This window comes from Bradyrhizobium sp. USDA 3364, assembly GCF_054056355.1.
This window is the reverse complement of record NZ_JBSRYG010000002.1, coordinates 5124473-5148564: the sequence shown is the minus strand read 5'-3', so window position 1 is coordinate 5148564 and position 24092 is coordinate 5124473. Positions and strand designations below refer to the sequence as shown.

The 24092-nt window shown below is 64.8% G+C and carries 19 protein-coding genes and 1 pseudogene; 9 read left to right on the top strand and 11 right to left on the bottom strand.

The window, feature by feature from the left end:
• Positions 1 to 35 precede the first annotated feature (35 nt).
• Both ACVILL_RS24355 and ACVILL_RS24350 read left to right on the top strand, forming a co-directional pair.
• Positions 36 to 578 carry a DUF3124 domain-containing protein gene (locus tag ACVILL_RS24355; RefSeq protein ID WP_456731351.1) on the top strand — a complete coding sequence of 181 codons (543 nt, stop codon included), beginning with the start codon at positions 36 to 38 and terminating at the stop codon, positions 576 to 578.
• A 56-nt stretch (positions 579 to 634) separates the two neighbouring features.
• A complete protein-coding gene (locus ACVILL_RS24350) occupies positions 635 to 1873 on the top strand; it encodes an aminotransferase-like domain-containing protein (protein WP_456731350.1) in 1239 nt (412 codons plus the stop codon).
• A 13-nt stretch (positions 1874 to 1886) separates the two neighbouring features.
• Here the strand turns inward: ACVILL_RS24350 and ACVILL_RS24345 are convergent, their stop codons facing one another.
• A complete protein-coding gene (locus ACVILL_RS24345) occupies positions 1887 to 3167 on the bottom strand; it encodes an amidohydrolase family protein (RefSeq protein ID WP_456731349.1) in 1281 nt (426 codons plus the stop codon).
• 160 nt (positions 3168 to 3327) lie between these two features.
• Here ACVILL_RS24345 and ACVILL_RS24340 point away from each other — a divergent pair, with 160 nt between their 5' ends.
• Entirely contained in the window at positions 3328 to 3546 is a 219-nt protein-coding gene (locus ACVILL_RS24340; protein WP_050423087.1) for a hypothetical protein, read from the top strand.
• Between the two features lie 107 nt (positions 3547 to 3653).
• On the opposite strand, the gene ACVILL_RS24335 is transcribed toward ACVILL_RS24340, so the two are convergent.
• From ACVILL_RS24335 to ACVILL_RS24320, 4 genes and pseudogenes are all read right to left on the bottom strand, one after another.
• Complete coding sequence (locus ACVILL_RS24335; RefSeq protein WP_456731348.1) at positions 3654 to 4472, bottom strand: aldo/keto reductase; 819 nt, start codon at positions 4470 to 4472, stop codon at positions 3654 to 3656.
• A gap of 168 nt (positions 4473 to 4640) precedes the next feature.
• Positions 4641 to 6221: an alkaline phosphatase D family protein gene (locus tag ACVILL_RS24330; protein ID WP_456731347.1), complete on the bottom strand. Its 1581-nt coding sequence runs from the start codon at positions 6219 to 6221 to the stop codon at positions 4641 to 4643.
• 458 nt (positions 6222 to 6679) lie between these two features.
• Positions 6680 to 7063 (bottom strand): hypothetical protein, encoded by a 384-nt coding sequence (locus tag ACVILL_RS24325; protein WP_456731346.1) that lies wholly within the window; start codon positions 7061 to 7063, stop codon positions 6680 to 6682.
• 276 nt (positions 7064 to 7339) lie between these two features.
• Positions 7340 to 10815, bottom strand: a pseudogene (locus tag ACVILL_RS24320) (indolepyruvate ferredoxin oxidoreductase family protein).
• Between the two features lie 240 nt (positions 10816 to 11055).
• Between ACVILL_RS24320 and ACVILL_RS24315 the strand changes: the two are divergent.
• The 4 genes from ACVILL_RS24315 (at position 11056) to ACVILL_RS24300 (ending at position 13893) form a co-directional block, all read left to right on the top strand.
• Entirely contained in the window at positions 11056 to 12009 is a 954-nt protein-coding gene (locus ACVILL_RS24315) for a hypothetical protein (RefSeq protein ID WP_456731345.1), read from the top strand.
• Between the two features lie 47 nt (positions 12010 to 12056).
• Positions 12057 to 12611 carry a carboxymuconolactone decarboxylase family protein gene (locus ACVILL_RS24310; protein WP_456731344.1) on the top strand — a complete coding sequence of 185 codons (555 nt, stop codon included), beginning with the start codon at positions 12057 to 12059 and terminating at the stop codon, positions 12609 to 12611.
• A 1-nt stretch (position 12612) separates the two neighbouring features.
• Positions 12613 to 13413, top strand: coding sequence for an SDR family NAD(P)-dependent oxidoreductase (locus ACVILL_RS24305; protein WP_456731343.1), 801 nt, complete (start codon positions 12613 to 12615; stop codon positions 13411 to 13413).
• A 261-nt stretch (positions 13414 to 13674) separates the two neighbouring features.
• Positions 13675 to 13893: a hypothetical protein gene (locus ACVILL_RS24300; protein WP_456731342.1), complete on the top strand. Its 219-nt coding sequence runs from the start codon at positions 13675 to 13677 to the stop codon at positions 13891 to 13893.
• Between the two features lie 36 nt (positions 13894 to 13929).
• On the opposite strand, the gene ACVILL_RS24295 is transcribed toward ACVILL_RS24300, so the two are convergent.
• Positions 13930 to 17112, bottom strand: coding sequence for an efflux RND transporter permease subunit (locus ACVILL_RS24295; protein ID WP_456731341.1), 3183 nt, complete (start codon positions 17110 to 17112; stop codon positions 13930 to 13932).
• Positions 17113 to 17139: 27 nt separating this feature from the next.
• Complete coding sequence (locus ACVILL_RS24290) at positions 17140 to 18384, bottom strand: efflux RND transporter periplasmic adaptor subunit (RefSeq protein WP_456731340.1); 1245 nt, start codon at positions 18382 to 18384, stop codon at positions 17140 to 17142.
• Positions 18385 to 18587: 203 nt separating this feature from the next.
• Here ACVILL_RS24290 and ACVILL_RS24285 point away from each other — a divergent pair, with 203 nt between their 5' ends.
• Complete coding sequence (locus ACVILL_RS24285) at positions 18588 to 19187, top strand: TetR/AcrR family transcriptional regulator (RefSeq protein ID WP_456731339.1); 600 nt, start codon at positions 18588 to 18590, stop codon at positions 19185 to 19187.
• Positions 19188 to 19240: 53 nt separating this feature from the next.
• Positions 19241 to 20965, top strand: coding sequence for a SulP family inorganic anion transporter (locus ACVILL_RS24280; RefSeq protein WP_456731338.1), 1725 nt, complete (start codon positions 19241 to 19243; stop codon positions 20963 to 20965).
• A 26-nt stretch (positions 20966 to 20991) separates the two neighbouring features.
• Here the strand turns inward: ACVILL_RS24280 and ACVILL_RS24275 are convergent, their stop codons facing one another.
• From ACVILL_RS24275 to phnL, 4 genes are read right to left on the bottom strand one after another with little or no spacing between them, the layout of a single operon-like run.
• Entirely contained in the window at positions 20992 to 21603 is a 612-nt protein-coding gene (locus ACVILL_RS24275) for a pyridoxamine 5'-phosphate oxidase family protein (RefSeq protein ID WP_456731337.1), read from the bottom strand.
• A gap of 19 nt (positions 21604 to 21622) precedes the next feature.
• A complete protein-coding gene (gene phnN / locus ACVILL_RS24270) occupies positions 21623 to 22222 on the bottom strand; it encodes a phosphonate metabolism protein/1,5-bisphosphokinase (PRPP-forming) PhnN (protein ID WP_456731336.1) in 600 nt (199 codons plus the stop codon).
• On the bottom strand, positions 22219 to 23373 hold the full coding sequence (locus ACVILL_RS24265; protein WP_456731335.1) for an alpha-D-ribose 1-methylphosphonate 5-triphosphate diphosphatase: 1155 nt from the start codon (positions 23371 to 23373) through the stop codon (positions 22219 to 22221). Before ACVILL_RS24265 ends, phnN begins: the two co-directional genes overlap by 4 nt.
• A 13-nt stretch (positions 23374 to 23386) precedes the next feature.
• Positions 23387 to 24085 (bottom strand): phosphonate C-P lyase system protein PhnL, encoded by a 699-nt coding sequence (gene phnL, locus ACVILL_RS24260; RefSeq protein WP_456731334.1) that lies wholly within the window; start codon positions 24083 to 24085, stop codon positions 23387 to 23389.
• Positions 24086 to 24092: the final 7 nt, after the last annotated feature.

Genomic DNA, 24092 nt, shown 5'->3' with positions numbered 1-24092 from the left:
AACCTAGAGGGCCGGGCGTGAGGATCAACAGAGCAATGTGTCACATCCGCGCAGGCGGCATTTTTCTGGCAGTTCTGCTGTGCCTGCTCACCGTGCGCATGACGGAGGCGCTAGCACAATCCCTCGCAAGTATTGAACAAAATTTTGCGAACTCGCTGACAGCCGTGCCGTCGGAGGGCCTCACCGCAACAGGCGCATTCTACGTGCCGGTGTATTCCAGCGTGTCGATGAGCCAGGGCAAGCTCAGGGCCGATTTCTCGGTGACGCTCAGCGTGCACAACGCCTCCGAGACCAGGCCGCTGGTGCTGAAGCGGATCGCCTATTTCGACACATCAGGCAAGATGGTGGAGAGCTACCTCAAATCGCCGATCGCGCTAAAACCGTTTGCGACCGTCGAGGTCTCGATCGCCACGACCGATACCCGCGGCGGCACCGGCGCGAATTTCGTGGTCGATTGGGCCGCGGCGGGCGAGATCGCGGAACCGGCGGTCGAGGCGTTGATGGTCGGCAGCGTCGGCGCCGGGCACTACGCCTTCATCAGCCAGGGCCGTCCGATCAGGCTGACCGGCAAGAACTGACTCATGGAAGGCCTTCAGAGGCCTTCTCAACGACAACAACACGGAGCGAAACGTCCATGTCCACTTCAGCCCAGTTCGACTTTGCACCATTGCTTCCGGCCGGTCTGCCTGCGCCGGCCGCGCGCTGGACCGGGCTCGCCAAATACAGCTTTGTCGGCGGCAACAACGATCCTGACCAGGTCCCGGTCGATGGGCTCCTGGAGGCGGTCAACGCCGTGCTGAAGCGCGAGGGCAGAAATCTCGCGACCTACAATCTCGCGCACGGGCCGCAGGGCTATCTGCCGTTGCGCCAGTTCCTCACCGAGAAGCTGAAGCGCGACGCCGGGATTGCCTGCACGCCCGACGAGATCATGATCGTCTCCGGCTCGTTGCAGGCGCTCGACCTGGTCAATCAGACGCTGCTCGCCAAGGGCGACACCGTGCTGATCGAGCAGGAGACCTATCAGGGCTCGCTGAACCGGCTGAACCGGCTCGGCGTCAACGCGGTCGGCATTCCCCTCGACGGCGAGGGCATCAGGATCGATGCGCTCGCCGCGGCGCTCGCCGATCACAAGCGGCGCGGTATCACGCCGAAATACATCTACACCATCCCGACCGTGCAGAACCCGACCGGCTCGATCCTCCCAGAGAGCCGCCGCGCCGAGATGCTGAAGCTGTCGAAAGAATACGGCGTGCCGATCTTCGAGGACGATTGCTATGCCGACCTGATCTGGAACGGCGAACGGCCGCCCGCAATCTATGCCATGAGCAAGCATGGCGGCGTCATCCATATCGGTTCATTCTCGAAGTCGATAGCGCCGGCGCTGCGGGTCGGCTTCATCGTCGCGCCCTGGGAGATCATGTCGCGGATGCTGCCGCTGAAGACCGATGCCGGCTCCGGCGCGCTCGAACAGATGGTGCTGTCAGAATATTGCGCGCCGCATTTCTCGACCCACGTGCCGCGGCTGACCAAGGGCCTGCGCGCCAAGCTCGACACGCTGATGGAGGCGCTGAACGAGCAGTTCGGCACTTCGGCTGAATTCGAGGCGCCCAAGGGCGGCATCTTCCTCTGGGTCAAGCTGCCCGACAACGTCGACACGCTGAAACTCTATCAGGCGGCGCTCGCCGCCGGCGTGTCGATCAATCCAGGACCGGAATGGTCGACCAGCAAGGCGCATTCCGGCAGCCGGCTTCGCCTCTGCTTCGCCAGCCCCTCTCACGAGCAGATCCGCGAAGGCGTCGCCGTGCTGGCCGAGGTATGCCGCAAGGAGTTCGGCGTGCCAGCGCGCAGCAGCAATGTGGAGAAGCGCGGCTAGCGGTCCGCGTCCCTCACCGCACCGAAAACGGCGCCTGATAGGGCCGGCCGAACGGCACGCCGTTGACCACCGTCTGCACCGGCTTCAGCTGCAGATTGCCGTCGCGCTTGTTGTTGCGGGTGTCGACGAAGGTGACCGGGCCTTCGACGAGGTCCATGATCGCGACATCACCGGGCGCGCCGCGCTGCAGCGTGCCGATCTTCGGGGTGCGGTTGATGATCCGCGCCGGCACCGAGGTCGCCATCGCCACGACCTGATCCAGCGACGAACCCATCGCCAGGAATTTGCTCATCACGTTCGGCAGGAACGGGATGCCGGGCGAGTTGCCCGAGAAGACATGGATGTCTGATGAGATCGTGTCCGGCGTGCAGCCCGCGGGGATCGCGATCTCGGCCACGGTGAAATCGAAACTGCCGCCGCCGTGGCCGACATCGAACAGCACGCCGCGCTGCTTGGCCGCGAGCGCAGCCGGCAAGAGCTTGCCGTCCTGCACGATGTTGGTGAAAGCGCCGGACATGTTCGGCGCGCCGGAATAGGCGTGGGTCAGGATATCGCCCGGCCGCAGCAGATCGAGGATGTCAGACATCAACTCCCTGGTCTCGACCCCGCCGATATGCACCATCATCCGCGCCGGCCAGCCGCACATCTCGCAGGCCTGGATGCCGCGCTTCAGCGGCTCGATGCCGTGCTTGAAGATGACGTTTTCCGACATCCGCACCTTGACCCCGATCAAGAAGTCGGGGTTCTCGGCGAGCGCCATCGCGCAGGCTTCGACCTGGGCGTTGTCGATGTTGTAGAGCTCGGCCACCGGGAAGGCCGACAAGCCGTTATTGGCGATGTGAACGAAGGCGTAGATGCGCGCCCGCGACTGCGCCACGATGAAGCGCCGCAGCGCCGCGAGGTTGTTGACGCCGGCATCGCCTGCCGAGACCACCGTCGTGGTGCCCTGGAATTGCACCAGCTCGTCGGCGGGAATGCCGATCGCCGATCCATAGGGGTAGACGTGGCAGTGCAGATCGACGAGGCCCGGCATCACGAGCTTGCCCGAGGCGTCGATGGTCTTGCTGGCGCGCGCCGCCGGGATCTCGTCTTCGATCGCCTCGATGAAGCCCCAGCGGATGCCGATGTCGCGCTTGCCGCGCAGCGACTGGCTGGGATCGATCACGTCGCCGCTCTTGATGACGAGATCGAATTTGTCGTCGGGCCCCATCGCCGCAGCGGCCGGCCCTGCGATGACAGCCGCAGCGGCCGATCCCGTACCTTTCAAAAAATCCCGACGTGAAAATTCGCTCACGGCAACGTCCCCCCGAACATTGATTTTGTGGTGCGATGATGCGTCGGACGCGGTGGTTACGCAAGGCCACCTGAACAACCGTTCAGGAAACTCCGCCGGTTCCTGCGGAACGTTTCGATGCCTGCACGGTTTTCCCCTCGCATCATTTGAGGAGGATGAAATGAAAAAGATTGGTTTTGTTCTTGCGGCGATCGGTACGCTTGCAGTGGCCGTTCCGTCGATCGCGAGTGCCGAGACCGTCGTGATCAAGCGCGGCCATCACCATCACTGGGATCGTGGCTGGGGCGCGCGCGCCGAGATGCGCCATGACCGTGGTTGGCATCGCGGCTGGCATCACGACCATGACCGCACGGTCGTGATCCGACGCGATCGCTACTAAGGAATCGATACCGAAGACCTGCAAACACGAAAAGACCGACACAACGGAAAATGGCTCCTTGCGGAGCCATTTTCTTTTTCTTCGTCCGTCTCGGAAGGCGACGCGGCTCAGTCCCACGCCGGGGCAAAGCCCGGATTGACACAGCGCATGTCCTTGCGCAGCGCGGCGATCGCCTTGCGGTCGTCGTCATCGAGCCTGAGCTTCAGCGCGTCGAGATTGGCCTGCTGGCTTTCTGCGCGCGAGGCCTTCGGAATCGCCGCAACGCCGTCCTGGTCGAGCAGCCATTTCAGCGCCACCTGTGCTGCGGTCACATCATGCTTGCTGCCGATCTTCGCCAGCGTCTCGTCGGTGGCGAAACGGCCTTGCGCCAGCGGACAATAGGCCACCAGCGGGATCGACTTCGCGGCGAGATATCTGCGCACCGGCGTCTGGTCCAGCATCGCGTGATATTCGATCTGGTTGCAGGCGATCGGCGCCTTGATGTCCTCGACCACGGTCTTGAGCAGTGCGGTGGTGAAATTGGCGACACCGATCGCGCGGGTGCGGCCCTCTTCCTTCAGCCGCATCAGCGTCTCGAACACGTCGGGCAGCTTCATGCTCCGCGACGGCCAGTGCACCAGATAGAGATCGACGTGATCGAGCCCCAGCTTGTTCAGGCTGACGTCGAACGCCTTGCGGATCGCATCCGGCGCGAGATTCTCGTGCCAGACCTTGGTGGTGACATGCAGGTCCTTGCGCGCGACGTTGGAGGCCGCAATCGCCGCTCCGATCGGCTCCTCATTGCCGTACATCTCGGCGGTGTCGATATGCCGGTAACCGAGCCCGAGCGCACTCTCGACCGCCGCGCGGCAGGCGTCGCCCTGCATGCGGAAAGTGCCGAGGCCGAGCTGCGGCAGGCTGATGCCCTGTGTCTGCAGATTTTCCATGGATCGCTCCTGACGCGTGGGACGCCGATGTCGTCGACGACGTCACGCCAGCAAATCAGCTGAAAGGAATGAAATGGCAGAACTGCCAATAAGCAGTCTGCCCGCAAACTGGCCTTTCGCGCAAGACGCCCGCAAATCAAGATGTCGCGACGGGGTTTAGAGACGACTCTAGATGTGCTGTGCCATGATCTGGCCGGGCCGCGCGTCCGGCCGCGGCTCGATGTCGACCGACCAGAGGTCGTGGTTGTCGACGTCCTTCAGCGTCACTTTCATCACGCCGGTCTTGCCGTCGATGTCGACGCGGCCGAAGAATTGCAGGCCGAAGCACGGCGCGAGGTTGTCGCCCTGCTCGGCCGAGCAGCCCTTCTGGTAGATCGCCTTCGGACCAAAGGTGTTGTCGAGTTCGCCCGGCGACCAGGTGCCGGCATGCAACGGGCCGGAGACGAACTCCCAGAACGGCTCGAACTCCTGGAACACCGCGCGGTTCGGATCATAGTGATGCGCGGCGGTGTAATGCATGTCGGCGGTGAGCCACACCGTGTTGCGGATGCCGGCGCGCTTCATGAAGGACAGCAGATCGGCGATCTCGTGCTCGCGTCGCTCGGGCGGGCCGTCGCCGAGCGCGACCGCATCCAGGCTGACGAGCCCGATCGGCAGGTCGGCCGCGATCACCTTCCAGGTCGCATCCGACGCCACCAGCTCGCGCTTCAGCCAGGCAAGCTGGCTGTCGCCAAGGATGAAGGCCTTGTCCGGATCGCCCTGCTTGTTCCAGTTGGAGTCGCGGTAGGAGCGCATGTCGATGACGAAGACGTCGAGCAGCGGCCCGTAGGGGATCTTGCGATAGACCCGGCCGTCGCGCTCCGGCATCAGCCGCATCGGCATGAATTCATGGAAGGCGCGGCGCGCCCGCGCCACCAGGCGCGAGGTGCCATCCGCATCGTAGCCGGTTGCGTCCGCCGTCCCGATCGGCGACCAGTCGTCGGCCACCTCATGGTCGTCCCACTGCGCGAAGACAGGCACCTCGGCATGGAAAGCGCGGAAGTTCTCGTCGAGCCAGTTGTATTTGTAGTTGCCGCGAAACTCTTCGAGGCTGTGCGCGACGACCGATTTTTCCTCAGTGACGATGTTGCGCCATATCTCGCCGTTCGGGAGTTTCTGCTCCGCCGGCACCGTGCAATCGGCATAGATGTGATCGCCGGAATGGATAAAGAAATCCGGGCGCTCGTTCAGCATGGTGCGGTAGCTGCGCAAGCCGCCGCGCGCGGGGTCGATACCCCAGCCCTGCCCGACGACGTCGCCGGACCAGACGAACGAGATCGAACGGCGGTCGACCGGCGCGGTGCGGAAATGCCCCACCCGGCTTTCGCCTGATATGCCGTCGCGGTCCTCGAAGCTGACACGATAGAACATGTCCTGGCCCGGCAGCAGACCATCAAGCAGCAGCTTGGCGGTGAAGTCGCGCTCGGGCAGCGCGTCGGCGGTCGCGGTGCGCAGGATGGTGGCGAAGCTTTCGACCGCGGCGCATTCGATGCGCATCCGCGCCGCGCGATCGGCGCGGGCCCAGATCACGGCGGAATCGCTTGCGACGTCGCCTGACTGGATGCCCGCGATGGCGGGACGGTCCGCGGCGCGGCTCAGATAGGGTCTTGCCAGCGCACCCAATCCCGCCAGCGCGGCCGTGGACGCCGAGCGCACCAGAAGCTGACGCCGGGTGAGGCCTCGCCCGCTCGCGGAGATCGCTGTCGGCATTCAGTAACCTTCGTCGAATCGCAACGAAGGTTTTGCCCGCGCCGTTTGACTCCGCCCCTACGGTTTCTTGACTCTGCGCCGACAGTTTTGCGACGGCGGGATGACTCGGGAAAGAAGGCCCCTCGAACAACGGCGGCCCGAAAGCCCAACCCGTCATCCTGAGAGCTTGTGAAGCTATTCACCCCGTCATTGCGAGGAGCTCGCGACAAAATTGCAAAGCAATTTTGCGCTGAAGCGACGAAGCAATCCATGCTTCCGCGTATGCCGCGCGATGGATTGCTTCGCTTCGCTCGCAATGACGCGGATAGAGCTGCGCGCCCCATCATCCCCGCGCAAAGGCTTTGCCGTTGTCGCTGGAGGTGCGAGCCTTGCGGCGCACTTGCGCCGCTGGGCGAGCCTCGAAGGATGACGGGTTTGGGATTGGCGCGCATCGAGAGAGTGGAGGCGTCAGCCGCCTCTCACCGCTGCCAGTTGCAGATGCCGCCGGTACGGCACGGCCAGGTCTGGATCCTGACGTCGCGGGCTTCGGCATCGAGCGGGTTGGAATGCCGCCGCGCGAGCTTGGCGCGGGCGGGAACGCGCGCAACTGCGCGCTTCCGCTCATGCGGCGCCGTCTCATGCGGCGTCACCCTGGTGGTCCGCACGGGCTTCTGCCGCTCGACTTTCGGCTCCTCGACCTTCGGCTCAACGGCTGCCCGCTGATCCGGACCGTGGTCGGACTTTGCCTCGACCGGAACCGGCTCGAACTGCGCCGGCGGGCCAAGCGGCTTCGGCGACAGCACGGCCCGGGAGAGATCGAGGCTGAAGAACTCGCTTGGGCGATAGTCGTCGGCAAGCGCCACGCCGCCCCAAGCCAGGCACGCGGTACAAACGGTTGCAACAAAAACGGTTTTCAGGACCGTCAAAAGGGCCTCCTGAAATCACTCGAACAGAACAGCTATCATGTAGGGGCCTGGCCGCACGAATCCAGCCACAGCTTGCGGGCAAGGTTACCAGTCAACGATGGCAGCAGCCGAAAGTTCCCGCGAGCCCGTTCCGATGGAATCGGAACGGAGCTCTAGATTCTGTTCTGGCGCATCCTCTTCACGCGAAGCCCCTTCGCTCGAAAACGCTTTGGCCTATTCAGCCGCCTGCGCCAGCGGCTGGCCGATCGCGCGCTGCAGCCGCGCACATTCGGTGCGGTAGCGGGCGACGTTGCCTTCCTTGATGTGGCCATAGCCGCGCACGAGGTCAGCAGCCTTCGCCAGCGCCACGAGGCGCGGCAGATCGAGCGGCTTCTTGCCGTCGAGATGACGCAGGATCATCGCCGAATACTCGACAGGCAATGCGCGCTCCATCTTGCGCTCGGCGGTGTAGCCGAAGATGTCGAACGCGGTGCCGCGCAGGCCCTTCAGCCCCGCCAGCAGGCCGAACGCCTTGAAGATCCACGGCCCGAACTCGCGTTTCTGCAAACGCCCGGTGACGGGATCGCGCTGCGCCAGCAGCGGCGGTGCCAGCAGCACCTTCAAGCCGGACTTGCCCTCGAACTGCTCCCGCAACGCCTTGCTGAATTCGCCGTCGGAATAGAGCCGCGCGACCTCGTATTCGTCCTTGTAGGCCATCAGCTTGAACAGGCCTTTTGCAAAAGCCTCGGTCAGGTCCTGCGAGCCCGGAGCTGACGCGGCCTCGGCTGAGCGGACGCGCGCGACGTCGTCGAGATATCGCTTGGCGTAAGCCGCGTCCTGATAGTCGGTGAGGAACTTGGCGCGGAACGCGATCGCCTCATCGAGCGTCTTCTTTGCCGGCACGGTGCCTGCATTCTTGAAGCGCGCGGCACTGACCACGCGCGGCAGATCGTGCGCGGCAAGCCGGCCCCAGGAGAACGCGGTCTTGTTCATCTCGATCGCGGCGCCGTTGAGCTCGATCGCCTTCAGGATCGCCTCCAGCGACAGCGGGATCGCGCCGCGCTGGAACGCGAAGCCGAGCATGAAGGCGTTGGTGGCGATGCTGTCGCCCATCAGCGCGGTGGCAAGCCCCGTGGCATCGAGGACGTCGAGATCGCCAGGCGTCACCGCACCGTCGAGCGCATCGCGCATCGAGCTGGCCTCGAAGTCGATGTCGGGATCGATCACGAAGCTCGCGGTCGGCAGCAGGTCGGCGTTGACGACGGCGCGGGTGACGCCGCGTTCGGCGCGGCTCAGCGCCGGCACGCTGGTGGCGACGACGAGGTCGCAGCCGAGGATCAGATTGGCATTGCCCGGCGCGATGCGGACCGTGGTCAGCATGTCGGAACTGGGTGCGAGCCGGACATGGCTCATGACAGCGCCATTCTTCTGCGACAGGCCGGTGAAGTCGAGCGTCGAGCAGGCGAGCCCTTCGACATGCGCGGCCATGCCGAGCAGCGCGCCGATGGTGATGACGCCGGTGCCGCCGATGCCGGTGATCAGGATGTTGTAGGGGGCGCTCAGCGCGGCCACCGGCGGCGTCGGCAGATCGGCGAACAGCGCCTTCGGATCCGCGGCGGTGCGGTCGGCCTTGCGCAGCTTCGGATCCTGCACCATCACGAAGCTCGGGCAGAAGCCCTCGATGCAGGAGAAATCCTTGTTGCAGTTCGACTGGTCGATGCGGCGCTTGCGGCCGAGCTCGGTCTCCAGCGGCTGCACCGAGACGCAGTTCGACGCGACCGAGCAGTCGCCGCAGCCTTCGCAGACACGCTCATTGATGAAGACGCGCTTGGCCGGATCGGGAAACAGCCCGCGCTTGCGGCGGCGGCGCTTCTCGGCGGCGCAGGTCTGGTCGTAGATCAGGACGGTGAGGCCCTCGATCTCGCGCAGGGTGCGCTGCACGGCGTCGAGCTCGCGGCGATGATGGATGGTGTGGCGCCGGACGGGAAATAATTGGCGGGATATTTGTCGGGATCGTCGGAGACGATCGCGAGCTTCCTGGTGCCCTCCGCCCAGACCTGATGCGCGATCTGCGAAACCGTGAAGCCGCCTTCGGCCGGCTGGCCGCCGGTCATCGCGACCGCGTCGTTGTAGAGGATCTTGTAGGTGATGTTGACGCCGGCCGCGGCCGCCGCACGCAGCGCCAGCAGACCCGAATGGGTATAGGTGCCGTCGCCGAGATTCTGGAACACGTGCTGTTCGCTGGTGAACGGCGCCTGCCCGATCCAGCTCACGCCCTCCGCGCCCATGTGCGAGATGGTTTGCGTATTGCGGTTCGGCACCGACAGCGCCATGCCGTGACAACCGATGCCGGCCATGGCGCGGCTGCCATCGGGAATCTTGGTCGACGAATTGTGCGGGCAGCCGGAACAGAAATACGGCGTGCGCGACAGCTTGGCGGTGCCGGTGCCCTCGGCCGGGCGATCGAACGCCTCGAGCTTTGCAAGTCGCTGCTCCAGCAGCGGGCTGCGGTGGCCGAGCTTGCGCAGCCGCGCCACCACGGCCGCGGCGACCATGGTCGGCGTCAACTCGCCCTCGCTTGGCAGCAACGGCGCGCCGCTCTCGTCGCGCTTGCCGACCACCGAGGGACGCCTCGCAGCGTCCATGTTGTAGAGGATGCGGACCAGCTGGTCCTCGATGAAGCCGCGCTTCTCCTCGACCACGAGGACGTCCTGCAAGCCTTCGGCGAAGGCACGCGCGCCGCCCGCTTCCAGCGGCCAGGTCAGCGCCACCTTGTAGATGCGCAGGCCCAGCATCTGGGCATCGGCATCGGTGATGCCGAGATCGGCCAGCGCCTGGCGCAGATCGAGATAGGCCTTGCCGGTCGCCATGATGCCGAGCCGCGCCGGCTTGGAATCCAGCACGATGCGGTCGAACCGGTTGACGCGGGCGAAGGCCGCGACCGCCTCCATCTTGGGTCCGTGCAGCCTGCGCTCGGCGTCGAGCGGCGGATCCGGCCAGCGGATCGAGAGCCCGTCCGGCGGCATCTCGAAATCGTCGGGCATGATGATCTTGATGCGATCGGGATCGCTGACGATCGAGGCCGAGCTTTCGACCGTCTCGGAGATCGCCTTGAAACCGACCCAGCAGCCGGAATAGCGCGACAGCGCGAAGCCGAGGATGCCGAGGTCGAGATAATCCTGCAGCGTCGCGGGATTGACCACCGGCATCAGCGCCGAGGCGAACACCTGCTCGCTCTGATGCGCGAGCGTGGAGGACTGGCAGCCATGGTCGTCACCGGCGAGCGCGATCACGCCGCCATTGGGCGAGGTACCGGCGGAATTGGCGTGCTTGAGCGCATCGAGCGAGCGGTCGACGCCGGGGCCTTTGCCGTACCAGATGCCGAACACGCCATCGACCTTGGCGCCAGGGAACATGCCGACCTGCTGGCTGCCCCATACCGCGGTCGCCGCCAGATCCTCGTTGAGGCCGGGAACGAAGGCGATGTCATGCTCTTTCAGGAACGATTTCGCCCGCCACAGCGCATGGTCGTACATGCCGAGCGGCGAGCCGCGGTAACCGGAGATGAAACCGGCGGTGTTCAGCCCGTGCACGCGGTCGCGTTCGCGCTGCAACATGGGCAATCGGACCAGCGCCTGGGTACCGGAGAGGAAGATTCGTTTCGTATCCAACCGGTACTTGTCGTCCAGTCCAACTTCCATCAACGCCATCAGTTTCCCCGTCAGTTATTTCATGCCGGTTCGCACCGGTCTCATTATCTTGATCTTGCACATGATCATGCATCAGCATGCACTGATTTTGTTATGCATGAACAGCGCCGTTCCATGGCCGCAGCACATATCTCATGTTGCGCATGCGAGGCCTTGTTGCCCTGCGAGGCCTTGTTGCTCGGCGAGGCCTTGCCGAACCCCGGCATCTTTGAAACGGTGGCGCGCAAAGGGAGACCAAGGATGATTACAGTCGAATCCGCGTTCACGACGGAAATCGTGGAGAACGGCAATCTGCTGGTGGGTCCCTGGCGCAGCCCGAAGCAGATGCTGCAGGCCCAGACCTACGACTCCCACGCCTCAATCCACGACGATGCCACCGCGCAGAAGCTCGGCTTCCGCGGCGGCACCATCGAGGGGCCGACCCATTTCAGCCAGTTCGCGCCGCTCGGCGAGCGAATCTGGGGCCGCGCCTGGTTCGAGACCGGCTGCCTGTCCGCGCATTACCGCAACCCGGTGTTCGAAGGCGAAGAGGTGCAGGCCCAGATCGAGAAGCCGCAGCCGGGCCAGACCGTATGCGAGATCGGGATGATCAAACGCGACGGCACCGAAATCCTGCGCGGCACGGCCTCAATCGACGGCGATGGCACCGAGACGGCTCTGAGCCGCCGGCTCGGTGAATTGAAACCGCTGACCGATCCCGTGATCCTCGCCGACATCAAGGTCGGCATGAAGACGGCCCGGCAGGCGATCAAGATGGATTTCGACCAGAACATGGGCGACCTCTATCCCTTCTCGCTGGCCGACAAGCTCAAGGTGATCACCGAGCCGTCGGATGGTTACTACGCGCAGGAGCACAATCCATGGGGGCGGGCCATCATCCCGATGGAGATGCTGAGCGTGCTGTTCCAGTACCGCGCGCGCGAGGACCGACTGCCGGTCCGCGGCCCCGCGGTCGGGCTGTTCGCCGATCAGGAGATCCGGCTGCTGCGCGGACCGCTATTCCCGGGCGAAACCTATTGGGTCGAGCGCGAGGTCGTGGCGCTCTCCGGCAGCAAGCGCACCGAGAGCATGTGGGTGCGCTCGACCGTGTTCGATGCCGACAACGCCGTGGTCGCAACCATGCTGCTGAACGGCGCCAGCATGAAGGACTCCTACGCCAACTATGCCAGCGAGCATAAGGCACTCTACGGCTGAAGCGACAGCCGCCCTCTCCGCAAGCCGCCGAAACAAGGACAACAACAATGGCCCGCCTGCCTTATCTCGAAGCCGATCAGGTCGCTCCCGAATATCGCGACATGCTCAAGCGCAACACCAATCTGCACAAGCTGCTGGTCAACTCGCCGGACATGGCGCGTGCCTTCAACGGTATCGGCGGCTATATCCGCTTCAAGAGCAAGCTCGACCCACGGCTGCGCGAGCTTGCCATCCTGCAGGTCGGCTGGCTCGAGAAGTCGGAGTACGAGTTCACCCACCATGTGAAGATCGGCAAGGAGTTCGGCGTCACCGACGAGGACATCAAGGGCCTGATCGCGGAGACCGACGGCAACCCGTCGAAGCTCGAACCGCTGGCGAAAGCCATCCTGAAGGGCGCCCGCGAGATGGTGCGCGAGCTCGCGATGTCGGATGCGACCTTCGCCGAGATCAAGCAGCATCTCTCCGACGAGTACATGACCGATCTGGTGCTGACGATCGCATTCTACTGCGCCGTGGTGCGCGTGCTCGCCACCATGCAAATCGACAACGAGCCAACTTACAAAGAGGTACTGCAACAGTACCCGTTACAGGGAGTGAAGTGACATGCGCCTGCAAGATCGCGTCGCCATCGTCGTCGGCGCCGGCCAGAGCCCCGGCGAAGGCATCGGTAACGGCCGCGCCACCGCGCTAACCTTCGCCCGCGAAGGCGCCAAGGTGCTCTGTGTCGATCACAATCTGGCATCGGCGCAGGAGACCGTCGACCTGATCGCGGCCAAGGGAGGCACCGCCTCGGCTTTCAAGGCCGACGTCACCAGCAATGCCGACATCAAGGCGATGGTGGCGGATGCGCATGGCCGCTGGGGCAGCGTCGATATCCTGCACAACAATGTCGGCGTCAGCCTCTCCGGCGGCGACGCCGAACTGCTCGACATCACCGAGGAGGCATTCGACCGCTGCGTGGCGATCAATCTGAAGAGTTGCATCCTCGCCGCCAAGCACGTGATCCCGATCATGCGCGAGCAGCAGCGCGGCTCCATCATCAACATCTCGTCGATGGCCGCGATCACGACCTATCCCTACGTCGCCTACAAGGCGACCAAGTCGGCGATGATCGCCTTCACCGAACAGCTCGCCTACCAGAATGCGCAATACGGCGTTCGCGCCAACGTGATCCTGCCGGGGTTGATGAACACGCCGATGGCAGTGGACACGCGCGCCCGCGAATTCAAGAAGAGCCGCGCCGAGGTCGAGGCCGAGCGTGACAGCAAGGTGCCGCTGCGTCACAAGATGGGCACCGGCTGGGATGTCGCCAATGCGGCGCTGTTTCTCGCCTCCGACGAGGCCAATTTCGTGACCGGTGTCACGTTGCCGGTCGACGGCGGCGCAAGCGTGCGGCGTGGTTAACCAGCCGCTTTAACCCGATTAATCCCAGACGATTAACCCGATTAATCTTGGCGATTAACCTATGTGACCACGCGCGGTTAATCTCTGTGACGCAATCACGCGCTATTGCGCCGCAACGATTCGAAAAAATTGAAGTATTCCAATGACACGGCGATGTGACGGCGCGTCCACATAAATCGAAATCCTGACTCGTTGTGGTCGCACGAAATTCATCTGCGCTCTGTATCTCGCACGCCAAGAACTTCTGGAGTGCCTGGACCAATGAGCGAAGAATTCGAACTCAGACCCGATCAGTGGGATGCGCTGAAAGCGTTGCGGGCTCCCGCAGCAAACCCCTCACGGCTAAACCGGTTTGCCGTCGAGAGCCTGATCACGCTCGGTTATGTCGCGGTACGAGGCGACGCGTTTGAGCTGACGCCCGCGGGCCGCAAGGTGCTGGTCCGCGGTTCGTCACAATTGCTGCTCGATATCGCAGCCTGATCCTTCGAAGCTGACATCAAGCTTACACACGCGGCATCATGCCGCGTGTGCTTTTCCGGGAATGGTCGCCTCGCCGTGCTGCGTCAGCGGCTTCATACCGGTGACGCTACGCAGCAGCACGTAGAACACCGGCGTCAGGAACAGACCGAAGATCGTGACGCCGATCATGCCGGAGAACACCGCGACACCCATCGCGCGCCGCATCTCCGAGCCCGCGCCGGTCGACAGCACCAACGGCAGCACGCCCATGATGAACGCCATCGACGTCATCAGGATCGGCCGCAGCCGCAGCCGGCTCGCCTCGATTGCGGCTCTGATCGGCGAACGCCCGGCGAATTCGAGCTCGCGCGCGAATTCGACGATCAAGATGGCGTTCTTGGCCGACAATCCGACCAGCACGATCAGGCCGATCTGGGTGAAGACGTTGTTGTCGCCCTTCGACAGCCAGACGCCGAACATCGCGGCCAAGAGGCCCATCGGCACGATCATGATGATCGAGAGCGGCAGCGCCAGGCTCTCATAGAGCGCGGCGAGCACCAGGAACACCAGGAGGATCGCGAGCGGAAACACCCAGATTCCGGAATTGCCGGCGATGAACTCCTGATAGGTCAGGTCGGTCCATTCGAAGGCGAAGCCCGGCGGCAATACTTCGGCCGCGATCCGCGTCGCCGCCTCCTGCGCCTGGCCGGAGGAGTAACCGGGAGCGGCAGCGGCGTTGATGTCCGACGACAGGAAGCCGTTGTAGCGAATGGCACGCTCCGGGCCTGCGCTCTGACGGACCTTCAGCAAAGCCGACAGCGGCACCATGTCACCGGACGACGAACGTACCTTCAACTGCCTGATGTCGTCGGCCCGTGCGCGGAACGGCGCGTCCGCCTGCACATAGACCGAATAGGTGCGGCCGAATTTGTTGAAGTCGTTGACGTAGTAGGAGCCGAGATAGATCTGCAGCGTGTTGAAGACTTCGGTGACCGGTACGCCGAGCTGCAACGCCTTGGTGCGGTCGATGTCGGCAAACAGCTGCGGCACGTTGACCTGGAAGCTCGAGAACACGCCAGCGATCTCCGGCGCCTTCTGCATCGCCGCCATGAATGCCTTGGTGGTGTCGTTCAGCGCCTCATAGCCGAGGCCGGCGCGATCCTCGATCTGCAGCTTGAAGCCGCCGATGGTGCCGAGGCCGTTGACCGGCGGCGGCGGGAACATCGCGATGAAGGCGTCCTGGATGCCGGCATATTTCTTGTTCAGCGCGGCCGCGATCGCCGGACCGCTCAGCGACGGATCCTTGCGCTCGTCGAACGGCTTCAGCGTCGAGAACACGATGCCGGCATTCGAGGAGTTGGTGAAGCCGGAAATCGACAAGCCGGGAAACGCCACGGAGCTTTCGACACCCGGCTGGGTTAGCGCGATGTCGCTCATCTTGCGGATCACCTCCTCGGTGCGATCGAGCGTCGCGCCGTCGGGCAGCCGAGCAAAGCCGACCAGATACTGTTTGTCCTGCCCCGGCACGAAGCCCGACGGCACCTGCTTGAACAGCACGCCGGTGAGGCCGATCAAGAGCACATAGAGGCCGATCACCACGGCCTTGCCATAGATCACCTTGGTGACGGTACGACCGTAGTTCTCGGAGGACTTGGTGAACACCTTGTTGAAGCCGCGGAAGAACCAGCCCAGCGACCTTTCCATGCCCCGGGTCAGCCAGTCCTTCGGCTCGTGATGGCCCTTCAGCAGCAGCGCCGACAGCGCCGGCGACAGCGTCAGCGAGTTGATCGCAGAGATCACGGTCGAGATCGCGATGGTCAGCGCGAACTGCTTGTAGAACTGCCCGGTGAGGCCGGAGATGAAGGCGAGCGGCACGAACACCGCGATCAGCACCAAGGCGATCGCGATGATCGGGCCGGACACTTCGCGCATCGCCTGGTTGGTGGCGTCGCGCGGCGACAGGCCGGATTCGATGTTGCGCTCGACGTTCTCGACCACGACGATGGCGTCGTCGACCACGATGCCGATCGCGAGCACGAGGCCGAACAGGCTGAGCGCGTTGATCGAGAAGCCGAACACATGCATCACCGCGAAAGTGCCGACGATCGACACCGGAACCGCGATCAGCGGAATGATCGAGGCGCGCCAGGTCTGCAGGAACAGGATCACGACCAGCACGACGAGCGCGATCGCCTCGAGCAGCGTGTGGATAACGGCTTCGATCGAGGAGCGCACGAACTGCGTCGGGTCGTAGACGATCTGGTACGACACGCCTTCCGGCATGTTCTTCTTGATCTCGGCCATGGTGGCGCGGACGTGGTCGGAGATCTCCAGCGCGTTGGAGCCCGGCGCCTGGAAGATCGGGATCGCAACCGCCTGCTTGTTGTCGAGCAGCGAGCGCAACCCGTATTCGGAGGCGCCGAGCTCGATCCGGGCGACGTCACGCAACCGCACCACCTCACCGTTTGCGCCGGTCTTGACCACGATGTCGCCGAACTGCTCTTCGGTCGACAGCCGTCCCTCGGCGTTGACGGAAAGCTGGAGGTCGAGACCCTTGACGCTGGGCGAGGAGCCAACAACGCCCGCAGCGGCCTCGACATTCTGCGCCTGGATCGCGCGCACCACGTCGCTCGCCGTCAGCGAATGCTCGGCCGCCTTCTGCGGATCGACCCAGACCCGCATCGAATAATCGCCGGCGCCGTAGAGCTGGACGTCGCCGACGCCGTCGATCCGCGCCAGCCGGTCCTTGACGTTGAGGACGGCGTAGTTGCGCAGATACGTCATGTCGTAGCGGTTGTTCGGCGACAGCAGATGCACGACCATGGTGAGGTCGGGCGAGCTTTTCTTGGTGATGATGCCGAGCTGGCGCACCACGGCCGGCAGGCGCGGCTCGGCCTGCTGCACGCGGTTCTGCACCAGCTGGGTCGCCTTGTCGGGGTCGGTGCCGAGCCGGAAGGTCACCGTCAGCGTCATCGCGCCGTCGGTGGTCGCCTGGCTGGACATATAGAGCATGCCCTCGACGCCGTTGATCTGCTCCTCGATCGGGGTTGCGACCGTCTCGGCGATCACCTTCGGATTGGCGCCGGGATAGGTTGCGCGCACCACGACCGATGGCGGCACCACGTCGGGATATTCCGAGATCGGCATCGCCACCAGCGAGATCAGGCCGGCCAGGAAGATCAGGATCGATAGCACGCCGGCGAAGATCGGCCGGTCGATAAAGAATTTTGAGAGATTCATGGCTCCGCCCCCCCCCGCGCGCAGCGCCTAGCGCTGCACGACGTGCTGGTTGGTTTCAGTGGATGCGTGCTGCATGCCGCGGGCGCCCATCTCGGCGACCTCCATCTTGAGGAGTGCGCCGGGTCGCACGCGCTGCAGGCCGTTGACGACGATGCGGTCGCCGGATTTCAGGCCTGCGGTGACGATCCGCAGGCCGTCGACCGAACCGCCAAGCGTGACGGTGCGATAGACCGCGCGGCTGTCGTCGCCGACCAGCATGACGAACTTCTTGTCCTGGTCGGTGCCGACGGCACGCTCGTCGATCAGCACCAGCGTCTGCTGCTTGGGCTGGCCCATGCGCACGCGGGCGAACTGCCCGGGGATCAGCCGGCCGTCGTCGTTCTTGAACACGGCGCGGACCCGGATCGTGCCGCTCTGCCCGTTGACCTGGTTGTCGATCAGCTGGATGTGCCCCTTGGCGCTGAGACCGCCCGACGTCACCATGTCGACCGGGATCTGATCCAGATTGCCGCGCTTGCCGGAGGCATCCGCGATCGAGTTCAGCGCGCGCAGTACGACTTCCTCATCCGCGTCGAAGCTCGCATAGATCGGATTGACCGAGACCAGCGAGGTCAGGACCGGCGACGAGGTGCCCGCCGCGACGAGATTGCCGACGGTCACCTCGATCCTGCCGACCCGGCCATCGACCGGTGCGCGGACCTCGGTGTAGTCGAGATTGAGCTTTGCGGTCTGCAGCGCGGCTTCGGCGGCCTTGACGTTGGCGATCGCCTCGCGATTGGTGTTGTCGCGCTGGTCGAAATCGCGCTTGGTCACGATGTTGTTGCCGACCAACTGCGCGCCGCGCTCGACCTCGTTGGCGGCAAACACCGCGCGGGCCTTCGCCGCGTCGAGCTGTGCCTGGGCCCGATCGACCTCGGCCGCGTATGGCGCGGGGTCGATCTTGAACAGGATGTCGCCGGCCTTCACCAGCGCGCCCTCGGTGAAATTGGTCGACAGGATCGCGCCCGCCACCCGCGGCCGGAGCTGGACGCGGTCGACGGCTTCGAGCCGGCCCGAGAAGTCATCGAACAAAGTGGTCGGGCGGGGCTGGATCACGGCAACCGTCACCGGCACCGCGGGTTCGGGCGCAGCGGCGGTAGCGGTCGCCTGCGCGGCATGGAAATAATGGCCGGTCGCGATCGAGCCGGCCACCCCAAGGGCGCCAAGGATCACGACACCGCCGACGACGCGTCGGAAACGGCCGGAACGGGGATTTTGGGTTGACGAAGGCATTCACGCGCTCCAGAGATCTGTAGTGTTCGCTACAGATGTGGAGCTGGACGCCGCTTCGCAAGATACTTATGTATCGGACGCTACGAATTTCTTATCTCATTCATGGGGAAATGGGAAGTCGCGGAAAAACATCACGTTCAACAAGAGGATAAGCCAGGGACAATCCGCCAAAGAAACGGCCCCGGCTTAGGGAGTGACGACAAATGGGAATGGGACGCCCCCGCGCTTTCGACGCGGACGCTGCTTTGGACCGGGCCATGGACGTGTTCTGGCGCCACGGTTACGAGGGCGCGACGATCGCGCAGCTCACCGAGGCAATGAGCATCAATCCGCCGAGCCTCTATGCCGCCTTCGGCAGCAAGGAAGGCCTGCTGAAGGCTGCGCTCGACCGTTACACCGAAAAGCGCGACGCCTGGATGGACAGGGTGATCGATGCCCCGACCGCGCATGAGGTGGCCGAGCGATTTCTGATGGAGCATGCGGACGCCCAGACCGACCCCGCCAACCCGCCCGGCTGTCTGCTGGTCCAGGGCGGCCTGGCCTGCGGCACCGGCTCGGAGAATGTTCCGTTCGAACTGGCGGCGCGGCGCACCCGCACCGAGGACCAGTTGCGCGAACGCTTTGTCCGCGCCAGGGCCGAAGGTGACCTGGGCGAGAGCGTCGACCCAGCCACGCTTGCGCGCTATCTCTCCGCGGTGACATCAGGCATGTGCGTGATGGCCTCCTCGGGTGCGAACCGCGAGACGCTACGTGAGATCGCGGCGGTGTCGCTGAAGGCGTTCGAGGAGCAGGCGAAAGGATAGAGCGGTTCACGTCAAGCGCATGCGAGCTCCAACGGGGTTGGAAGTGACCGGCGATGAATCATTGGACCGGCTGGCTACCAGGTCTCAACACGCTCCGTCGATATCAAGGGGCCTGGCTTCCACACGATATCTTCGCCGGACTTGTGCTCGCGACCATGCTGGTCCCGGTCGGCATCGCCTATGCGGAAGCGTCGGGCTTGCCCGGCATCTACGGACTTTACGCGACGATCATCCCGCTCCTCGCCTATGCCGTGTTCGGACCGAGCCGTATCCTCGTCCTCGGACCGGACTCGGCGCTTGCTGCCGTCATCCTGGGCGTCATCGCTCCGCTGTCGGGCGGCGATCCCAAGCGCGCGGTAACCTTGGCCGCCATGATGGCGATCGTCTCCGGAACGATATGCATCGTTGCGGGCCTCGCGCGGTTGGGTTTCCTCACTGAGCTTCTGTCCAAGCCGATCCGCTACGGCTACATGAACGGAATCGCCCTGACGGTGCTGATCAGCCAGCTGCCAAAGCTGTTCGGCTTCTCGATCGAAGGCGACGGGCCGCTGCGCAGTCTCTGGGCGATCGTCGGCGCGATCCTCGACGGAAAGACAAATGGGGCCACCCTCGTGATCGGCCTTGCGACATTGGCGGTGATCCTGCTGCTCGCGCGGAACAAGCGGCTGCCGAGCATTCTGATTGCCGTCGTTGCGGCGACGGTCGTCACCGGCGTGCTCGGTCTCGGGACGCGCTATGGCGTGAAGGTTCTCGGTCCGCTTCCCGAGGGCCTGCCGGGCTTCGCCATTCCCTGGATCGGCTACGGCGATATCGTGCAGGTGCTGATCGGCGGTTGCGCCGTCGCGCTGGTGTCATTTGCCGACACCAGCGTGCTTTCGCGATCCTATGCGGCAAGATTGGGCGATCGCGTCGATCCCAACCAGGAGATGGTGGGGCTCGGCGCGGCCAATCTGGCGGCCGGCTTTTTTCAGGGCTTTCCGATCAGCAGCAGCAGTTCACGCACGCCGGTAGCTGAAGCCGCCGGAGCGCGCACCCAATTGACCAGCATCATCGGCGCGCTTGCCATCGCCCTCCTGCTGCTGATGGCGCCGAACCTGCTCCAGCACTTGCCCAACGCCGCGCTGGCCGCCGTCGTCATTGCGGCCGCGCTCAGCCTGTTCGAGATCAGCGACCTCAGGCGAATCTACCGCATTCAGCAGTGGGAGTTCTGGCTATCGGTGGTCTGCTTTGTCGGCGTCGCCGGGCTGGGCGTGATTCCGGGAATAGGCCTCGCCATCGTGCTCGCCATCGTCGAGTTCCTGTGGGACGGCTGGCGGCCGCATTCCGCCGTGCTGGGCCGCGCCTCCGGCGTGAAGGGCTATCACGACATCACGCGATATCCGGGCGCCCGCCAGGTCCCTGGGCTCGTCCTGTTCCGCTGGGATGCGCCGCTATTCTTCGCCAATGCCGAGTTCTTCAGGGAACGCGCGCTGGCTGCCATCGCGAAATCTCCGACGCCGGTGCGCTGGCTGGTGGTTGCGGCCGAGCCGGTCACCAGCGTGGACGTGACTGCCGGCGACATTCTGGCCGAACTGGACGAGACGCTGCACGCGCGGGCTATCGAGCTTTGCTTTGCCGAGCTCAAGGATCCCGTGAAGGACAAGCTGAAGAAATTTGGCTTGTTGGCGCAACTTGGCGAGGACAACTTCTTCCCGACCATCGGCGTCGCCGTTTCGCGCTACCTCGAGGTGAATGACGACGTGACCTGGGAGGACTGGGAAGACCGCACTGAATCCTAGGTTCGATCCCGGCGGTCCGGAGCGCGTCACCACATCGTCTGCCGCGCGCGCTCCGGCCATTCGCGGTCGTACTTCTCGCCGCCGACCGTGTGTTCGCTCATCTCGGCGAGGATCTGGCCCGGCGTCGGCAAGGTTCGCGGATCGACCTGCTTGTCCGGATTCCAGAGATCGGAGCGCACGATCGCGCGGGCGCACTGGAAGTAGATCTCCTCCACATTCATCACGATGACCGTGCGCGGCGCCTTGCCTTCCATCTTGAAGGAAGCCAGGAGCTCCGGCTCGGCCGTGACATAGGCGCGGCCATTGACGCGCAGCGTGCTGCCGGAGCCCGGAATCAGGAACAGCAGCCCGACGCGGGGATCGCGCACGATGTTGCGCAGCGAATCGCAGCGATTGTTGCCGCGGCGGTCCGGCATCATCAGCGTCTTCGCATCATGGATGCGCACAAAGCCCGGTAGGTCGCCGCGCGGCGAACAGTCGAGCCCCTCGGGGCCCGAGGTCGCGAGCGACACGAATGGCGATTTCTCGATGAGCACACGATAGAGCGGCGTCACGTGGTCGGCGACCTTCACGGTCGACGCGTCGTTCGGAAAACCGTAGATCGCCTCAAGCTGCTCGACCGTCTCGATCACCGACATTCGTGCTGTTCTCCTGTTGCTAGCCGTCCCAGCGTTCGCCCTTGATGATGCGGACAAGCTGCCGCGCGTGATATTCGGCGGTGCCGGAATTGACGATGGTGAAATCGGGCGCCGACGTGCTCTCGTCGATGGTGCGGGCCAGCCGCTGCGCGAGCGGGCCGTCGCTGCCACGGGCCCGCGCGGCCAGTCGCGCCGCCAGTACGTCGGGCGGTGCCGTGACCGACACCACGACCGCATTGGCATAGTTGCGCCGCGCCGCAGCGATCACCGTGCGCGAGACATTCGCGATCACGGTGCGGCCGGCACGGATCTCGTCGTTGATCTGCCGCGACAGCGCGTAGCGATGGCCGTGCGCCTCCCAGTGCATGGCGTAGTCGCCGCCGGCTGCCGCGCGCTGGAAGGTTTCCGCGCTGACCTCTTCATTATCCTCCGACGCCGAGGCCTGGCGGGTGATCAGCCGGCGCGGAAACACGACGTCGCGATCGCCGGCGCAGGCGGCCTTGGCCAGCCCCAGCAGTGTGTCCTTGCCGGCGCCGCTCGGGCCGACCATCAGGATCAACCGGCCGGGACCGATCGTGGTAGCGTGCTGCGCGGCAGCGGCGGCAGGGACTTCGCTCATGCGACCCTGGCTCCTTCGCGCCAGACGCTGCGCACGACCGGCAGGTCGCGCGCGACGTGAACGCGGATCAGGTCGGCCCGCCTGCCGACCGCGATCTCGCCGCGATCGGACAGGCCGACCGCTTCGGCCGGCGTCTTGGTCACGGTGCGGACGGCGGAGGCGAGATCGATCGCCGGCACGTGCTGCGGCAGCTGTAGCGCCGCCATCAACAGGCTCGACGGAATGTAGTCCGACGACAGGATGTCGAGGATGCCTTCCCGAGCGAGATCGACGGCTGCGATATTGCCGGAGTGCGAGCCGCCGCGCACCACGTTCGGCGCGCCCATCAGGATGTCGATGCCGGCCGCGTGCAGGCCGCGCGCGGCTTCCATCGTGGTCGGGAATTCCGCGACCGCGACCTTGTCGTTGATGGCGTCCACCACGTTCTCATCCGTGGTGTCGTCGTGGCTCGCCAGCGGAATCCGGTACTGATGCGCCAGCGCGACGATCGCACGCATGTTGGTCGCGGCATATTCCTTCTGATAGGCGAAGCGCCGGGCGAACAGCACGTCGAGCTGCGCGTCCGTCATGCCGCCGCCCTTGCCGCGATAGTAGTCGCGCAGCTTGACCTCGTCGCGGAACTGGCGCTGGCCCGGCGTATGATCCATCAGCGACATCAACCGCACATCGGGGCGATCGATCAATTCCTTCGCCTCTTCGACCACGTCGGGCATCGGGATTTCGCAGCGCAGATGCAGGAAGTGATCGGCACGCAGCAGGTTCTCCTCGCGCGCCGCCGAGATCGCCGCCGCCAGCACGCCGGCGCGGCCGTCGACTTCCTCGGCGCCGTCCTCGCGCCAGACCCGCAGCGAATCCAGCACCGTGGTGATGCCCGAGGTCGCGAGCTGCCCGTCATAGGAGATCACGGCGGCGACCGGATTCCAGAACACCTTCGGCCGCGGCACGTAGTGCATCTCGAGATGGTCGGTGTGCAGCTCGATCAGCCCGGGCATCAGGAGATCGCCGGCGGCATCCTCGGCCGCCTCGGGCGCCCTGCCCTCGCCGAACTCGGCGATCTTGCCGTCAACGATTGCGACCCAGCCCTGCTCGATCACGCGATCGGCGAGGACCAGCCGGGCGTTGCCGATGAGGGTGTCTTGCTTGGCGGTCATTTCAAACGGTCCTTCAGGCAGCAGCCGCAAACGAGGTCACATCGACGATCCGGTCGGCAATCAGATGCCGGATTTCGTCGTCATGGACAATCGCGACCATCGCGACGCCCTTGGTCTTTTTCTCCGCAACCAGCTCGACCACTACTGCGCGATTCGCCGCATCGAGCGAAGCGGTCGGTTCGTCCAGCAGCAGGATCGGCAGGTCCGAGATGAAGCCGCGCGCGATATTGACGCGCTGCTGCTCGCCGCCGGAGAAGGTCGAGGGCGGCAGGGTCCACAGCCGCTCCGGAATGTTGAGCCGGCGCAGCAGCTTCCCGGCGCGTTCGCGGGCCTCCTCGCGCGCCACGCCGTTGACGATCAGCGGCTCGGCGACCACGTCGATCGTCGCCACCCGCGGCACCGCGCGCAGGAACTGGCTGACATAGCCGATGGTCGAGCGGCGGATGCTCAGCACCTGGCGCGGCTCGGCGCTGGCGAGGTCGATCACCTGGCCGTGGTGGCGGATGCCGATCCGGCCGCTGTCGCAGCGGTAGTTGCCGAAGATCATCTTCAGGATCGAAGATTTGCCGGCGCCCGACGGGCCCGACAGCACCACGCATTCGCCTGCGACGACGTGGAACGACACGCCGCGCACCACGGGCAGCTCGACGCCACCCTGCAGATGCATGGTGAAGGTCTTCTCGGCGTTGGCAAGTTCGATCATCGCGGTCATTGGCAAG

Excerpts from the sequence above, each read along its gene's own strand:
- ACVILL_RS24315 (WP_456731345.1), top strand. The coding sequence starts at position 11,056 with ATGATTACAGTCGAATCCGCGTTCACGACGGAAATCGTGGAGAACGGC.
- ACVILL_RS24355 (WP_456731351.1), top strand. The coding sequence starts at position 36 with ATGTGTCACATCCGCGCAGGCGGCATTTTTCTGGCAGTTCTGCTGTGC.
- ACVILL_RS24285 (WP_456731339.1), top strand. The coding sequence starts at position 18,588 with ATGGGAATGGGACGCCCCCGCGCTTTCGACGCGGACGCTGCTTTGGAC.
- ACVILL_RS24305 (WP_456731343.1), top strand. The coding sequence starts at position 12,613 with ATGCGCCTGCAAGATCGCGTCGCCATCGTCGTCGGCGCCGGCCAGAGC.
- ACVILL_RS24350 (WP_456731350.1), top strand. The coding sequence starts at position 635 with ATGTCCACTTCAGCCCAGTTCGACTTTGCACCATTGCTTCCGGCCGGT.
- phnL (WP_456731334.1), bottom strand. The coding sequence starts at position 24,085 with ATGACCGCGATGATCGAACTTGCCAACGCCGAGAAGACCTTCACCATG.
- ACVILL_RS24265 (WP_456731335.1), bottom strand. The coding sequence starts at position 23,373 with ATGACCGCCAAGCAAGACACCCTCATCGGCAACGCCCGGCTGGTCCTC.
- ACVILL_RS24300 (WP_456731342.1), top strand. The coding sequence starts at position 13,675 with ATGAGCGAAGAATTCGAACTCAGACCCGATCAGTGGGATGCGCTGAAA.
- ACVILL_RS24290 (WP_456731340.1), bottom strand. The coding sequence starts at position 18,384 with ATGCCTTCGTCAACCCAAAATCCCCGTTCCGGCCGTTTCCGACGCGTC.
- ACVILL_RS24275 (WP_456731337.1), bottom strand. The coding sequence starts at position 21,603 with ATGTCGGTGATCGAGACGGTCGAGCAGCTTGAGGCGATCTACGGTTTT.
- ACVILL_RS24310 (WP_456731344.1), top strand. The coding sequence starts at position 12,057 with ATGGCCCGCCTGCCTTATCTCGAAGCCGATCAGGTCGCTCCCGAATAT.
- ACVILL_RS24295 (WP_456731341.1), bottom strand. The coding sequence starts at position 17,112 with ATGAATCTCTCAAAATTCTTTATCGACCGGCCGATCTTCGCCGGCGTG.
- phnN (WP_456731336.1), bottom strand. The coding sequence starts at position 22,222 with ATGAGCGAAGTCCCTGCCGCCGCTGCCGCGCAGCACGCTACCACGATC.
- ACVILL_RS24280 (WP_456731338.1), top strand. The coding sequence starts at position 19,241 with ATGAATCATTGGACCGGCTGGCTACCAGGTCTCAACACGCTCCGTCGA.
- ACVILL_RS24330 (WP_456731347.1), bottom strand. The coding sequence starts at position 6,221 with ATGCCGACAGCGATCTCCGCGAGCGGGCGAGGCCTCACCCGGCGTCAG.
- ACVILL_RS24335 (WP_456731348.1), bottom strand. The coding sequence starts at position 4,472 with ATGGAAAATCTGCAGACACAGGGCATCAGCCTGCCGCAGCTCGGCCTC.
- ACVILL_RS24340 (WP_050423087.1), top strand. The coding sequence starts at position 3,328 with ATGAAAAAGATTGGTTTTGTTCTTGCGGCGATCGGTACGCTTGCAGTG.